The 13,367-nt window shown below is 71.1% G+C and carries 13 protein-coding genes; 2 read left to right on the top strand and 11 right to left on the bottom strand.

Translation table 11 applies throughout. From position 1 onward, the window contains the following. Positions 1–10: 10 nt before the first annotated feature. The 6 genes from ABZ783_RS10670 to ABZ783_RS10645 are packed head-to-tail and all read right to left on the bottom strand — an operon-like array spanning position 11 to position 6,728. Positions 11–862, bottom strand: a complete 852-nt coding sequence (locus tag ABZ783_RS10670) for a sugar phosphate isomerase/epimerase family protein (RefSeq protein ID WP_357436088.1) — start codon at positions 860–862, stop codon at positions 11–13. After that, positions 859–2,034 (bottom strand): substrate-binding domain-containing protein, encoded by a 1,176-nt coding sequence (locus ABZ783_RS10665; RefSeq protein WP_357436086.1) that lies wholly within the window; start codon positions 2,032–2,034, stop codon positions 859–861. The genes ABZ783_RS10670 and ABZ783_RS10665 overlap by 4 nt, the downstream gene beginning before the upstream one ends. 32 nt (positions 2,035–2,066) lie before the next feature. After that, positions 2,067–3,080, bottom strand: a complete 1,014-nt coding sequence (locus tag ABZ783_RS10660; protein WP_357436084.1) for an ABC transporter permease — start codon at positions 3,078–3,080, stop codon at positions 2,067–2,069. Further along, positions 3,077–4,102 (bottom strand): ABC transporter permease, encoded by a 1,026-nt coding sequence (locus ABZ783_RS10655; protein ID WP_357436082.1) that lies wholly within the window; start codon positions 4,100–4,102, stop codon positions 3,077–3,079. Before ABZ783_RS10655 ends, ABZ783_RS10660 begins: the two co-directional genes overlap by 4 nt. Further along, entirely contained in the window at positions 4,099–5,601 is a 1,503-nt protein-coding gene (locus ABZ783_RS10650) for a sugar ABC transporter ATP-binding protein (RefSeq protein ID WP_357436080.1), read from the bottom strand. Before ABZ783_RS10650 ends, ABZ783_RS10655 begins: the two co-directional genes overlap by 4 nt. Then, entirely contained in the window at positions 5,598–6,728 is a 1,131-nt protein-coding gene (locus tag ABZ783_RS10645) for a Gfo/Idh/MocA family oxidoreductase (protein WP_357436078.1), read from the bottom strand. The genes ABZ783_RS10650 and ABZ783_RS10645 overlap by 4 nt, the downstream gene beginning before the upstream one ends. A gap of 132 nt (positions 6,729–6,860) precedes the next feature. Between ABZ783_RS10645 and ABZ783_RS10640 the strand changes: the two genes are divergently transcribed. Next, entirely contained in the window at positions 6,861–8,033 is a 1,173-nt protein-coding gene (locus tag ABZ783_RS10640; RefSeq protein WP_357436076.1) for an ROK family transcriptional regulator, read from the top strand. A gap of 54 nt (positions 8,034–8,087) precedes the next feature. Here the strand turns inward: ABZ783_RS10640 and ABZ783_RS10635 are convergent, their stop codons facing one another. Both ABZ783_RS10635 and ABZ783_RS10630 read right to left on the bottom strand, forming a co-directional pair. Continuing rightward, on the bottom strand, positions 8,088–9,095 hold the full coding sequence (locus ABZ783_RS10635; protein WP_357436074.1) for a serine hydrolase: 1,008 nt from the start codon (positions 9,093–9,095) through the stop codon (positions 8,088–8,090). Positions 9,096–9,251: 156 nt separating this feature from the next. Then, the gene (locus ABZ783_RS10630; protein WP_357436072.1) at positions 9,252–10,097 is read right to left on the bottom strand and encodes an SGNH/GDSL hydrolase family protein; all 846 of its coding nucleotides are present in this window, start codon (positions 10,095–10,097) and stop codon (positions 9,252–9,254) included. A 336-nt stretch (positions 10,098–10,433) separates the two neighbouring features. On the opposite strand from ABZ783_RS10630, the gene ABZ783_RS10625 reads away from it, so the two are divergent. Beyond that, on the top strand, positions 10,434–11,804 hold the full coding sequence (locus ABZ783_RS10625; protein ID WP_357436070.1) for a DNRLRE domain-containing protein: 1,371 nt from the start codon (positions 10,434–10,436) through the stop codon (positions 11,802–11,804). Between the two features lie 101 nt (positions 11,805–11,905). On the opposite strand, the gene ABZ783_RS10620 is transcribed toward ABZ783_RS10625, so the two are convergent. The 3 genes from ABZ783_RS10620 to ABZ783_RS10610 all read right to left on the bottom strand — a co-directional run bounded on the left by ABZ783_RS10620 (position 11,906) and on the right by ABZ783_RS10610 (position 13,188). Then, positions 11,906–12,205 carry a hypothetical protein gene (locus ABZ783_RS10620; protein WP_357436068.1) on the bottom strand — a complete coding sequence of 100 codons (300 nt, stop codon included), beginning with the start codon at positions 12,203–12,205 and terminating at the stop codon, positions 11,906–11,908. Beyond that, positions 12,205–12,483 carry a TIM-barrel domain-containing protein gene (locus tag ABZ783_RS10615; protein WP_357436067.1) on the bottom strand — a complete coding sequence of 93 codons (279 nt, stop codon included), beginning with the start codon at positions 12,481–12,483 and terminating at the stop codon, positions 12,205–12,207. Before ABZ783_RS10615 ends, ABZ783_RS10620 begins: the two co-directional genes overlap by 1 nt. A gap of 162 nt (positions 12,484–12,645) precedes the next feature. Continuing rightward, on the bottom strand, positions 12,646–13,188 hold the full coding sequence (locus ABZ783_RS10610) for a 2'-5' RNA ligase family protein (protein ID WP_357436066.1): 543 nt from the start codon (positions 13,186–13,188) through the stop codon (positions 12,646–12,648). Positions 13,189–13,367: the final 179 nt, after the last annotated feature.

Below are 13,367 nucleotides of genomic sequence, written 5' to 3'. Positions count from 1 at the left end.
GCCGTCGGTGCTAGGGCATCACCGCCCGCAGGAACTTCAGGCCGTCGATGGCGATCGCGTCCTGGCTCGCGGCGAGCGGACGCCAGATGGAGGCGGCGGTCGCGATCGTCGCGTTCTCCGCGGTGAACGACTCGATGCACAGGGGGCCGCCGTAGCCCGCCGCGTCGATCGAGGCGAGGATCGCCGGCCAGTCCAGGTGATCGGCGCCGGGCGTGCCGCGGTCGTTGCCGCACACCTGGACGTGTGCCACCCGGCCGGCGGCCGAGCGGATCGCCGCCGGGATGTCCGTCTCCTCGATGTTCAAGTGGTAGAGGTCGAGCGCGACGCCGCAGTGCGGCAGGTCGCCGATCGCCTCGAGGGTCTGGCCGACGGTGTTGAGCAGGCTCGTCTCGTAGCGGTTGAGCGGCTCGACGGCCACCGTGACGCCGGCCGCGCCCGCGTACTCGACAACGGGGGCGAGGCTCTCCCGCAGTTGCGCGTACGCCGCGGCCCGCTCGGCCGGTGACAGCCGCCAGGTCCGGCCGACCGAGGCGTACGCCGGTCCGGCGATCACCGGCGATCCGACGGTCGCGGCGGCGTCGACCACGCGGAACAGGTAATCCTGGGTGGACCGGATGGTGGCCGGGTCCGCCGCGACCAGCTCACGACCGGGAGGCATCACGAGGCACACGGTGGCGCCCAGGCCGTGGTCGGCGAGCACCTGGGCGGCCTGCCTCGGCTCCCAGTCGCCCGGGTTCTCCACCGGCAGCTCGAGCACGTCGAAGCCCCACCCCGCGACCCTGGCCGCGAGGGCGGCCAAGGTCGCGTCGGTGAGCGGCGAGGCCCACACCCAGGTGTTGACCCCGAGGGGATGACTGATCACCGCCACGGCCCCGGGTAGCCCGGCATGCCCTCGCAGCCGCACATGGCGTAGTGCAGTGGCGGCATGTCCTGCTTGACGTAGTCCTTGACGTTGTCGCCGGTGATCCGCGGCTGCGGCAGCACCCACTCCTTCGGCACCTGCTCGCCCTTGAGGATCTTCAGCGCGGCGATGATCGGCGTGCGCCACTGGTAGGTCGGATAGGTCGGCGCGACCGCGGTGAGGCCCTCGTCGACCCACAGCCGCAGGAAGTCCTGCTGGTCCTCGCCGACGATGGCCGGGACGTCGACCCCGGCGTCCTGGAACGCCTCGGCCGCGGCGACGGCGGTCGCGCCGGCATCCATCCACACGCCGTCGATCCGGCCCTCGCGCTGGATGTAGTCGGCCACGATGCTCTTGGTCTTCGCCGCGTCGCCGTCGGTGAACTCCACCCCGACCACCTTCAGCTCGCTGCCGCCGAAGATCTCGTTGGCGGCCGCCCAGCGCTGCTCAAGCACGTCCACACCGGGCAGGATGCGCAGAGCGAGAACCTTGCCGCCCGGCTTGACCTTCTCCTTCAGGAACTCCGCGCCGTCGGCGCCGAAGGCGAAGCCGCCGATGGGGTGGATGAAGGTGACCGGGCAGCTGGTGTTGACGCCTCGGTCGAACACGATCACCGGCACGCCAGTCTGGCACGCCTGCTCCACCGCCGGCGTCAGCGTGGCGGTGGTGTTCGGCGAGATGATGATCGCGGAGCAGTTCTTGCCGGACAGCGACTGGATGTCGCTGATCTGCTTGTCGTCCTTGGCCTCCGCATCCAGCACCGTGAACGTGGCGATCTCCGGGTGCTGCTTGACCTCCTGCTGCATGGTCTTGAAGCCCACCTGTCGCCACGGGTTGTTCACGGCGGCGTTGGAGAAGCAGAGGGTGTATTTTCCGCCGGGCTTGGCGAACTTCGCCGTGTCCACCATTTCCGGCTCGAGCATCTGCTCCCACGGCTTGCCGTCCGGGCCCTGCGGCGTGGCGCCGCGGAACGCCAACTGGCGGTCGTACTCCGCCTGGTCGAAGAACTTCGACTTGTTCGCGTCGGAACTGGGTGATCCGCCGGCAGTGGCCTTGTCGTCGGGCAGGTCGCTCGAGCATCCGGCGAGCGCCAGTGCGCCCGCCACGACCACCGTGGCCCATTTCTTGGTCATTATCGTCGATCTCCTTACTAACCTTGGGGACTTCAGGAGGAGGCGGGTTGCGCGGGTGCCGCGCTGCTCCGCTGTTTCGGCCACCACCGCAGCCGCTGCCGTACGCCGCTGCCGAGGGAGGCGTAGGCGACGGCGGCGATGATGATCACGCCCTGCACGGCCGACTCGAGGGCACCGCTCACGCCGAGCAGGTTCAGCAGCGTGAACAGGGATTCCAGCGAGAGCGCGCCGGCGGCGGCCGCCACCACCGACCCGCGTCCGCCGCCGAGCAGCACGCCACCCAGCACGACGGCGGTGATCGCCCGGAACTCCAGGCCATCGCCGACCTGCGCCGATACGCCGGCGAACCCGCCCAGCAGGATCGCGGCGACCGCCGCGAGCAGCCCGGACAGGACGAACGCGAGCAACCGGAGCCGGTCGACCTGGCCGCCGGACAGCCGCACGGCGGCCTCGTTGTCGCCGACCGCGACCAGCGCCCGGCCGGTGCCGCCGCGCATGAACAGCGCCGCGGCCACCAGGATCGCCAGCAGGATGAGCACCGACCAGGGAACCTCGCCGAGCGCGGGGACCTCCACGGCGCCGCGCCCGAACGTCCGGAACCCGGCCGACAGCGCGCCGCGTGGGGCACCGCCGGTCCACAGGAATATCGCGCCGTCGAGCACCAGCAGCATGCCGAGCGTGACGATGAACGACGGCACCAGGAGCTTCGTCGTGACCAGCCCGTTGACCAGGCCGACCAGCAGGCCGAACCCGAGCACGAGCAGGATCACCCGCGCCGTCGCGGACTCGCTGCCGTTGATCAGCCGAGCCGCGATGACCACCCCGGCGGTCACCAGCGCGCCGACCGACAGGTCGAACCCGCCGGAGACGATGACGAAGTACTGCCCGATCGCGAGGATCATCAGCGGCGCGGCCCGCTTGAGCAGCGCCAGGTAGCCGGACGGCTCAGCGTAGGCCGGGCCGGCGATCGCGAGCCCGAGGAGCAGCAGGAACAGGACGACGAGCACCGGCGCGGTGCCCTCGGCAAGGCGGGGACGCCAGGTCATGCCAACCTCCCACGACCGCGGCTGGCGATCATGCGGCGGGCGTAGAGCGCGACCGCGGTCACGAGTACGACGCCGCGCACCACGTCCTTGAAGAACGGATCGACCTCGAGGTCGTCGAAGATGGTGTCCAGGGTGGCGAGGATGAGGACGCCGCCGATGGTCCCGACGACGCCGCCCCGGCCACCGGCGAGCAGCGTCCCGCCGAGCACGACGGCGGCAATCGACTCCAGGTCGTACCCGGCGTCGGTGCCAACGTACGGTGCCCCCGACCCGAGCCGGCTGGCGAGGTAGATCCCGGTGAGACCGGCGGCAACCGAGCACAGCACGTGCGCGGTGACGATGACCCGGCGGGTGGGCACCCCGGACAGCCGGGCCACCTCGATGTCACCGCCGACGGCGTACATGTGGTAGCCGGGGCGGGTCCGCGACAGGTACCACCAGGCCAGTGCGGCGGCAGCCAGCATGAGCAGCGCCGCGACCGGTATCGGGCCGATCCGGTCGTAGCCGAGGTGCTGGAAGCCGCGCGGCACATCGCCGGCCGGGCCGGTGTAGTTGTCCTCAAGATAGCCGCGCAGGATCAGTGCCACACCGAGCGTGGCGATGAACGCGTTGGCCTTGAGGACGGTGATGACCAGCCCGTTGACCAGGCCGACACCGGCGGCGACCGCGAGCGCCAGCAGCACGCCGGGCACGAGCATGCCGTCCCGACCGGCCATCGTCTCCGCGGCGATCAGTGAGGTGAGGCCGACCAGGTAGGCGACGGACAGGTCGAGGGATCCGGTGAGGATCACCATCGTCTGTCCTATCGCCACCAGACCGAGTGCGGTGGCCCGGGTGAGGATGTTGAGGATGCCGCCCTGGTCGAGCAGGACCTCGCCGCGCAGCCCGACGAGCACGCTGCCGACGACCAGCAGAGCGACGAGAGCGAGGTAGACGATGACCGTCGGGGTGAGCCGCCGGCGCAGCGCCGGCCGCATGGCCTTCCGCTCGACCGGAACCGTGTTCTCCTGAAGAATGCTCACGCCGCCTCACCGATCCCGTGTCCGGTGGCCAGCGCCATCACAGCCCCCTCACTCGCGCCGGCGGGCAGCTCACCGGCCAGCGCACCGTCGTGCATGACGAGGATCCGGTCGCTCATCCCGATCAGCTCGGGGAGCTCCGAGGAGATCATCAGCACCGCCACCCCACGCCTCGCGAGGTCGCGCAGCAGCTCGTGCACGGCCCGCTTCGCGCCGACGTCGATGCCGCGCGTCGGCTCGTCGACCACCAGCACCCTCGGCTCGACCGCCAGCCACTTGGCGAGCACGACCTTCTGCTGGTTGCCGCCGGACAGGAAGCGCACCTCCTGGTGCTCCCCGCGGGCCACCACGGTCACCAGGTCGAGCAGCTGCGCCACATCCGACTTCTCGCGGGAGCGCCCGCCGCGCAGCGCGGCGCGGCGCACCAGCAGCGTGTTGTCCCGCACGGACTGCCCAAGCGCCAGCCCGTCCCCCTTGCGGTCCTCGGTGACCAGCGCGATCCCGAGGCGCACGGCGGTGCGGGGCCGGGTCACCCGCTGGGCCGCTCCGTCGACCTCCAACGAGCCGCGGGTGAACGGCTCGACGCCGAACACGGCGCGCGCGACCGCCGAGCGGCCAGACCCTTGCAGCCCGGCCAGCCCGACGATCTCCCCGGCGCGTACCTCGAGGTTCAGGCCGCGGAGGCGGTCGTTGCCGGCGCCGCGCAGCGCGAGGCGGACCGCTCCGAGGTCGTCGGGGACCGCCCGGTCCGGGTAGTACTCGCCCAGGTCACGGCCCACCATGTGACGGACCAGGTCCTCCGAGGTCAGCTCGCTGGTCGGGGCGCAGGTCACGAACTGGCCGTCCTTGAGCACGGTGATCCGGTCGGAGAGGTCGAACACCTCGCGCATCCGGTGCGAGACGTAGAGGATCGCGATGCCCCGCTCGCGCAGCCGGCGCACCAGGTCGTAGAGCAGCTCGACCTCGTGATCGGCGAGCGCGGCGGTCGGCTCGTCCATGCCCAGCACCCGCGCGTCGGTCGACAGCGCCTTGACGATCTCCACGACCTGTCGTTGGGCGACCGACAGTGACGACACGGTGTCGGCCGGATCGATCCCGTCCTCGCCGAGCCAGTCCAGCAGCTCGCGGGTGTCGGCCATCATGCGCCGGCGGTCAACCTGCATCCGCCGCACCGGCTCGCGGCCGAGGTAGACGTTCTCGGCGACGCTGCGGTGCGGCAGCAGGGTGAATTCCTGGTGGATGATGGCGATGCCGGCCCGCTGCGCGTCGGTGGGACCGGCGAACGACATCTCGGCGCCGTCGACCTCGATGGTGCCGCCGTCCGGCCGGTGCACCCCGGCCAGCACCTTGAGCAGCGTGGACTTGCCCGCGCCGTTCTCGCCCATCACGGCGTGCACCTCGCCGCCCCGCAGCTCCAGGTCCACCCCGCGCAGCACCGGCACGCCGAGGAAGGACTTGGTGATCCCGGTCAGGCGCACGCTCGTCGTTGGGCCGGGCGTCATGCCGGCACCTCTGTCCACGCGCCGTCCGCCGCCGCGGAGGCCAGCACCGTTTCGGTGATCCGGACGGCGCGCAGGCCGTCCGCGAACGTGGGCAGCCCGTCCGGGACGTCCGCGCCACGCACGGCCCGGTAGGTGTCGGCGACGAACGCGTCGAAGCAGTCCTGGTAGCCCTGCGCGTGCCCGGCGGGCAGCCGGACGTAGCGCGCGGCGGAGGGGTGCAGCGTGCCAGGGTCGCGCAGCAGCGTCTGGCCGCCCTCGCGCCGGCCGACCCACAGCCGCTCCGGGTCCTCCTGGTCGAAGCCGAAGCTCGCCTCGGTGCCGGAAAGCTCCAGGTGCAGCCGGTTCTTGCGGCCCGCGGCGACCTGCGACACCACCAGCGTGCCAACCATGCCGGCGGCCGTGGTGAAGTGCACGGTGGCCAGGTCCTCGGTGGGCTCCCCGGCGCTGCGGGCGCGCTCGTGCACGACCGCGGTGCGCGCGGACAGCCGGGCGATCCGGTCGCCCGTGACGAACTCGAACAGGTCGCACCAGTGCGAGCCGATGTCGGCGAACGCTCGCGACGGCCCGCCGAGCGCGGCGTCGACCCGCCAGTCGTCGTCGGACGGGCGGGACAGCCAGTCCTGGAGGTAGCCGCCGGTCACGCTGGCGACGACGCCCGCCTCGCCGGCGGCCAGCCGGGCGCGCAACTCGCGCACCATCGGATGGAAGCGGTAGACGAATGGCACCGTGGCTACTCGGTCGCCGGCCGCCTCCATCAGCGCCGTGGCCTCGACGCTGCCCGTGGCGAGGGGCTTTTCGCAGATGACGTGCACGCCGGCGGCGAGCGCGGCGGCGACCACGGGGGCGTGCGACGCGTTGGGAGTGCACACGTGCAGCACGTCGATCTCGGCGCCGTCGAGCAGGGCCGCCAGGTTCGGGTAGCCCTCGTCCGCGCCGACGGCGCGAGCCGCAGCGGCGGCGCCCTCGGGGCGCGACGCCATCGCGGCCACGACGGTCGCTCCGGCGCGCCGGGCCGCCTCCGCGTGCACCTGGCCCATGAACCCCGCGCCGACCACCGCCACGCGTAGCGTCTGCTGGTCGGATTCGAGGCCACCACCAGACGCCGTAATGACATCGGTCACAGACATGTGACGACGGTAACGTCCACTTATGACGATCGTCAATCAAAAGATGTGTCTACATCGACCGTACCTAGATGATCAACATCTCGAACCCTCGCGCCAGCCGACGTAACGCCGCCACTTCGGTTTAATTGGGGGATGAACAATGGGCACAGCGCAGCCCCGACATCGCCCGGCGAGTTGCTTCAGCTGCTGCGCGACGGGCAGGCACGCACCCGAGCCGAGCTGGCAACCGAAACCGGACTCGCCCGGTCGACCGTGCGCCTGCGCCTCGACGCGCTCACGGATGCCGGACTGGTGACCGACTGGGGCAGCGACGCCGTCACCGGCGGCCGGCCCGCCAGCAGGTTCGTGTTCAACGCCCGCGCCCGGGCGGTGCTGGCAGCCGACGTCGGGGCCACCCACGCCACCGTCGCCATCGCCGACCTGACCGGTGAGCCGCTGGCCGTCGAGAGGCTCACCCTGGACATCGCCGACGGGCCCGACGCGGTGCTCAGCCTGCTCATCGACACCTGGCGACGGCTGTGCGCCAACCACGACCCCACCGCCCCCATCGCCGGCGTCGGCATCGGACTGCCCGGCCCGGTCGAGCACTCGACCGGCAAGCCGACCCACCCGCCGATCATGCCCGGATGGAACGGATACGACGTGCCCGCGCGGATCGCGGTCGACTTCGCCGTGCCGGTCCTGGTGGACAACGAGGTCAACCTGATGGCGCTCGGGGAGCACGTCCGCTGCTTCCCGGACGAGGCGCACATGGTCTTCGTCAAGGTCGCGACCGGCATCGGCTCCGGCCTCATCAGCAACGGCCAACTGCACCGCGGCGACGTCGGCGCGGCCGGCGACCTCGGACACATCCTGGCCCCACACGCGGACGACGTGCAGTGCCGCTGCGGCAACAGCGGGTGCCTGGAGGCCGTGGCCAGCGGCCCCGCCATCGCCGCGAAGCTCCGCGCCGCCGGGCTCGACGCGACGAACAACGCCGACGTCGTGGCCCTCGTGCAGGCCGGCAGCCCGATCGCCGGCCAAGCCGTACGGCAGGCCGGCCGGGACATCGGCGAGGTGCTGGCCGCCGGCGTCAGCCTGTTCAACCCGTCGCTGATCGTGATCGGCGGGGCGGTCGCACAGGCCGGCGAGATGCTGCTGGCGGGCGTCCGGGAGTCGATCTACCGCCGTTCGCTGCCGCTGGCCACCGAGCGCCTGCGCATCGTCACCTCACAGGCCGGCGCGAACGCGGGCGTGGTCGGCGCCGCGGCGATGGTCGTCCAACATGTCCTCTCCCCCACCGTGCTCGACCGCGAGCTGGCCTGAGCCACACCGGGCGAGCCCTTACCGGGCGGTGCGGCTGCACCGGGCCGGGCCGGGTCAGCCGCCGTTGGTCGGCCGGTAGGTACGCGGTCGGCGGGCGGGTGCGGCCGGATTGGTCACCCCACTGACCGCCGTCAGGAACTTCGGGCCCATCGCTGCCCGGGCCTGCACCGCCGGATGGGTGGCGCCGAAGTTGTCGGAATCCGCCTGCCCGTCGGCGAACAGCACGTAGGTCAGCACTGGGGCGCCGGCCGCGTCGAAGACGATCCCCGCCTCGTGGCGGGCGTCGGCGAACCAGCCCGCCTTCGTGGCCACCCGGGCCCGCTCCGCCGAGGACATGGTGCGCCGGATCCCGTCGGTGAAGGCGATCGGGGAACGCAGCAGGTTGATCAGGAAGGTGGTCGAGGCGGGCGAGAGCAGCGTGCCGGCGACCAGCGCCTGCAGCAGATCGTGCGTCTCACGAGCGGTGCTGGTGCCGAGGAAGAACCGGTTCGGGTTGGCGACCGGTTGAACCTGCGTGTGGGGGAACCCCTTGGCGATCAGGATCTGGTTGAGCTCGGCGGCCGGGCAGACCAGCCCACAGAGCCGCACGGCGGTGTCGTCCGAGACCGTCAGCAGCGCGGCGAGCGCATGACCCAGGGTCACCGAGCTGGGGTATCCCGTGTCGAGGCCGAAGATGCCGTCACCGCCCGGCACCACGATCGCCGCCGTGACCTCCACCCGCTGGTCCAGCGTGAGCCGGCCCCGATCGACCTTGTCCAGTACCGCCACGGCCACCGCGACCTTGTTGACGCTGTAGGCCTCTACCACCGCGTCGGCGTTCTCCTGCACCGCGACCCGGGGCGCGCCGCCGACACCGGCGACACTGAGGTACGAGTACCAGTTTCCGCCGGCCCGGGTCCGCTCCCGCTGGTAGGCAGCCGCCACCTGGTTCACCGGGGATCCGCCTTCTCCGCCGTGCGAAGTGAACGCATCGCGCGGCGCCCCCGCGGCCGGGCTAGCCAGCCCGAGGACCGCACCGGCGGTGGCCATGGTGCCGACGCCCAGCACGGTCCTACGATTCACCCTGCTCGCCACGCCTCTACTCCCGTCCAACGTGAACCGTCGGCGGCCACCGGCAGATGGCCGGCGCGGGACGTGATCACCGATCCCGCCCGACCACCCTAGGCGAACCCGCGGCGCCGCGCTGCCCTTGGCACCGCCTGCACCGGCCGGCGGTGGCTACGCCTTGCCGGCGGCCGCCGTCGTGGTGCCGACCATGGCGCTCTTTACCAGCGGCGCGTATCCGCCCGACTGGCCGGTGCGGTTCGGGTGGTACGACTCCGAGACAGGGTTCGACAGGCCGTTGATCCACTCGACGGCGTCGCAGACGGCGTGCCCGGTGAAGGCGGCTCGGGGGTCCACGAACGGGAACGAGTGCGCGACGGCCCGGGCCTTGATCGTCTCGTTCAGCAGATCGGCGGTGTCGTTCAGCGCCGCCTGCTCCCCCGGGCTGATCCGGGACAGCGACTGGCAGTCGCTCTCGTTGAACAGGCGCGGATACCCGACGATCACCACCCGGGCGGACGGTGCCTTTGAGCGGATCTTGTTGTAGAGCGCGTCCAGGGTGCCGGGCAGGGTGTTCCGGATGTAGGTGTTGGCGTTGTCGATGTCACCCCAGCAGGTGTACGGCCAAGGCTTGGCGCACTGCGTGATGACGGAGGAGAACCCGGCGTCGTTGCCGCCGACGGTCAGCGTGACGTAGCTGGTCGACGAGCTGAGGCTGGCGAGCTGGTTGTTGGACACGTCGGCGACCTTCGCGCCGGAGCAGGCGGCGAATGTGAGGCTGGCGCCGATCTGGTTCGCGTCGAGGACCGGGTAGGCGTACGGCGAGCGGGAGCAACTGGTGCCGTCGGAGTAGTACGAGCGGGTGCCGACGCCGGAGGCGTACGAGTCGCCGAGGGCGGTGTAGAGCGGCGCAGCCGCCTGCGCGGGCAGCGCCCACAGCACGGCCGGCGCCAAGCCGGCGAGGACGGCGACCGCGAGTGTGACGAGGCGGCTTCTGTGGCGGGGGGCGACGGGTGCCATGCTTCCTCCTCAGCTGCCCACCGGGAGAGCGCATCGACGGATGTCGAAGGCCGGTGGTGATCCAGACTGTCGGCGGCAAGCACTGACACGCGCAAGAGATCGAGCGGAAGTTTCCTTCAATCGAACAAGTGGGCGGTGGCCCTTGGCACGGAGCCGGAGCCGTCCCTCCCTAACAACGCACCCGGCAAACGCCGGCGGCATGTCCGGCGCCCGGACGAAAGAGCTAACCCTCGGCATGCTCACCGTTCACCCGGCCGTGCCCCTGCCGTTTCGGCGGATCCTTACATTCGTCGATCACTGGTCCCGGGACAGCCGCCCCGGGGAGAAGGGATCACCATGGGTACCCGCCGAATCCGGCTTGCCACGGCCGTCGCAACGATGGCCGCGCTGACCACAGTCACCACCGGGGCGGTGGTGACCGTGGCCGGCCCGGCAATGGCCGCCACCACCACCTTCACCTCCGCCGCCGACACCTATGTGGACAACAGCGCCACCTCGACCAACTACGGCACGAGGTCGCAGCTCGGCATCGACAACTCGCCGATCAAGCGGATGTTCCTGCGCTTCTCGGTCAACGGCCTGACCGCGCCGGTGAGCAGCGCCCGGCTCCGCATCCACACCGACGACGTGGCAGGTGCCGAGAGCCCCAGCGGCGGCACCTTCAAGGCCATGACCAACACCACCTGGTCGGAGACCGGGGTCACCTGGAGCAACCAGCCCGCCATCGACGGGGTGACCCTCGGTTCCCTCGGCAGCGTCGCCCGGAACACGTGGTACGAGGTGGACGTGACCCGGCTGGTCACCGGCAACGGCACCGTCAGCATCGGCGTGACCTCGTCGAACAGCGACGGCGCCGACTACGACTCCCGCGAGTCCGGCAGCACGGCACCCCAGTTGGTCGTGACCACCGGCACGTCGAGCAGCGACCCGGTGCTGGTGGGCGCGGGCGACATCGCGGATTCCGGCTCGGGAGACACCGCCACCGCCGCCCTGCTGGACAACATCTCCGGAAGCGTCTTCACCACCGGCGACAACGTCTACACCAACGGCACGGCAGCCGAGTTCAACACCTACTACGAGCCGACCTGGGGCCGGCACAAGGCCCGCACCCGTCCCTCGCCGGGCAACCACGACTACAACACCGCCGGCGCCACCGGCTACTACGGCTACTTCGGCACCAACGCCGGCCCGTCCGGGCGGGGCTACTACTCCTACGACGTGGGCAACTGGCACGTGGTGTCGCTGAACTCCAACGTCAGCATGTCCGCCGGCTCCGCACAGGAGCAATGGCTGCGGGCGGACCTGACGGCCAGCACGAAGCCGTGCACCCTCGCGTACTGGCACCACCCGCTGTTCACCTCGGGCGCCAACCACGGCCCGTCCACCTCGACCCGGCCGCTCTACCAGGCGCTGTACGACCACAACGCCGACGTCGTGGTGTGGGGGCACAACCACCAGTACGAGCGGTTCGCCCCGCAGAACCCCAGCGGCGGCCTGGACAACGCCCGCGGCATCCGGGCGTTCGTCGCCGGCATGGGCGGCGCCGGCCACTACGGCTTCGGCACCATCCAGCCGAACAGCGAGGCGCGCAACAGCGACACCTACGGGGTGCTCAAGTTCACCCTGCACACCAACAGCTACGACTGGGAGTTCGTGCCGGAGGCCGGTAAGAGCTACGCCGACCGGGGCACCAACAACTGCCACTGACAGCCACCCGATCGCTCCGGTGCACCTCGACCGGACCCACGTGCCGCTCGCCGGTGAAGAAGTCCTCCCACTCCCCGCCGGCAGCCACACCGGCCAGGTCGTCACGCCCGGCTCGGTACCGGTGACACCAGCAGGTCGCCGCCGAGGTGCCACTGCTGCGGCCAGTTCCACACCCGCTCGTCGCCGGGGTGATCGAAGAACAGTGGCCGCATCAGCGGCTTGCCGGTCCGTACCGACCGTTCCGCCTGCTCCACCAGGTAGGGCACGAGGTCCTCGCGCAGCCGGGCGAAGCGCCGGAACACCTCCAGCACGCGCGGCTCGCCGGTCCGCTCGGCGATGTTCCACGGCGTGCGGTCCACCGACGGCTCGCGGTGGTGGTTGAACTCCGAGTGGTACTGCATCAGCGGGGCGAAACACGCGGTGGCGGCCGAGCGCAGGTAGAGCTCGGCGTGCCGCCGTCGGTCTTGAAGCCGTCGACACCGAGGTCCTCGACCAGGTAGCGGCGCTTGTCCTGCCACCACTGCCGGGTCTGCGGGTCGGTCCAGTCGGGCAGCAGCGCGCCGGGGAACCACCAGCCGAAGTCGAGGGTCACGGTGGCCGGGTCGACCCGGTCGGCGCTCACCCGGGTGCCGTCGCCGTGCTCGACGTCGACAGCGGTCACCTCCGGGGTGGCGGTCACAGTCCGACCGGCTTTACGCCGGAGAGCCGGCGGCGGTGGTCCGGCAGTTCCTCGGCGAGACCGGGCCGCCCACCGTGCCGCCGTCCTGGGTGTTCCGGCGGTGGATGAGCGGTATGCCGGTCGGGACCGGGCGGGACCGGGCCGAGCGGCATGCAAGGACCTTCAACTCCTGCCTGGCTCGGCCAACGGGAAGCTGGTATGTCTGGTCCACGTGCCGCTGTCATCGATCTGAGCCAGGAGCGACACCCTCCGGGCAAGTCCCCGGAGTGGCAGATGCTGCTCGACAGCCCGTTCTGCAGCTTGCATGTCCGCCAGGTCGCAGCCATCAGCCACCGTCAGGTGCGGAACGACGTCGTCAAACTGCCCCTCGTACGGCGGGAAAGCCGGGAAGGCCGCATGCACGAGCCCGGTGAGCATCCGGAACGGCTGGGAATCCTCCGGCGCGAGCCACAGGACCTCGTCGCCAAACCATGCGGTACGGGTCAGCCGGAAGTCGAACGCGGCCGTACCGGCGAAGATCCGTTGCAGCTCAGCTACGACCATCGCGTCGATCTGAGCTGGAGGCACAAACGGAAACAGCACGGTGATGTGCGCCGGGACTCCTAACCGGGCGCTGGCGTCGAGGACATCACGGTGGCACCCCACCGCCGCTTCGGCCTCCGGGACCTCGACCACCAGGGCACTTCGACGCAACACCGCCCCCATGGCGCGATCCTAGATCTCGTCACGCGGATCCTGCGACTCGACATAGCGGCATCACCCACACCCTCGACCAGCCCTGCTGGCTGGCCTACCTCGACACCGGCGCCCACGGCATCGTCTTTCCTTTGCAGGTGCTCCCGGGAGCACACACGGCGGACGCCCGGCGGGAACAGGGGACGACG

This window comes from Micromonospora sp. NPDC047738 (genome assembly GCF_040642675.1).
Lineage (GTDB): Bacteria > Actinomycetota > Actinomycetes > Mycobacteriales > Micromonosporaceae > Micromonospora.
The sequence above is the reverse complement of the archived record's forward strand: the minus strand, read 5'-3'. Positions and strand labels throughout refer to the sequence as shown.

Coding starts and splice junctions, on each gene's coding strand:
- ABZ783_RS10665 (WP_357436086.1), bottom strand. CDS start 2,034: ATGACCAAGAAATGGGCCACGGTGGTCGTGGCGGGCGCACTGGCGCTC.
- ABZ783_RS10610 (WP_357436066.1), bottom strand. CDS start 13,188: ATGGGGGCGGTGTTGCGTCGAAGTGCCCTGGTGGTCGAGGTCCCGGAG.
- ABZ783_RS10660 (WP_357436084.1), bottom strand. CDS start 3,080: ATGACCTGGCGTCCCCGCCTTGCCGAGGGCACCGCGCCGGTGCTCGTC.
- ABZ783_RS10640 (WP_357436076.1), top strand. CDS start 6,861: ATGAACAATGGGCACAGCGCAGCCCCGACATCGCCCGGCGAGTTGCTT.
- ABZ783_RS10620 (WP_357436068.1), bottom strand. CDS start 12,205: ATGCAGTACCACTCGGAGTTCAACCACCACCGCGAGCCGTCGGTGGAC.
- ABZ783_RS10625 (WP_357436070.1), top strand. CDS start 10,434: ATGGGTACCCGCCGAATCCGGCTTGCCACGGCCGTCGCAACGATGGCC.
- ABZ783_RS10630 (WP_357436072.1), bottom strand. CDS start 10,097: ATGGCACCCGTCGCCCCCCGCCACAGAAGCCGCCTCGTCACACTCGCG.
- ABZ783_RS10645 (WP_357436078.1), bottom strand. CDS start 6,728: ATGTCTGTGACCGATGTCATTACGGCGTCTGGTGGTGGCCTCGAATCC.
- ABZ783_RS10650 (WP_357436080.1), bottom strand. CDS start 5,601: ATGACGCCCGGCCCAACGACGAGCGTGCGCCTGACCGGGATCACCAAG.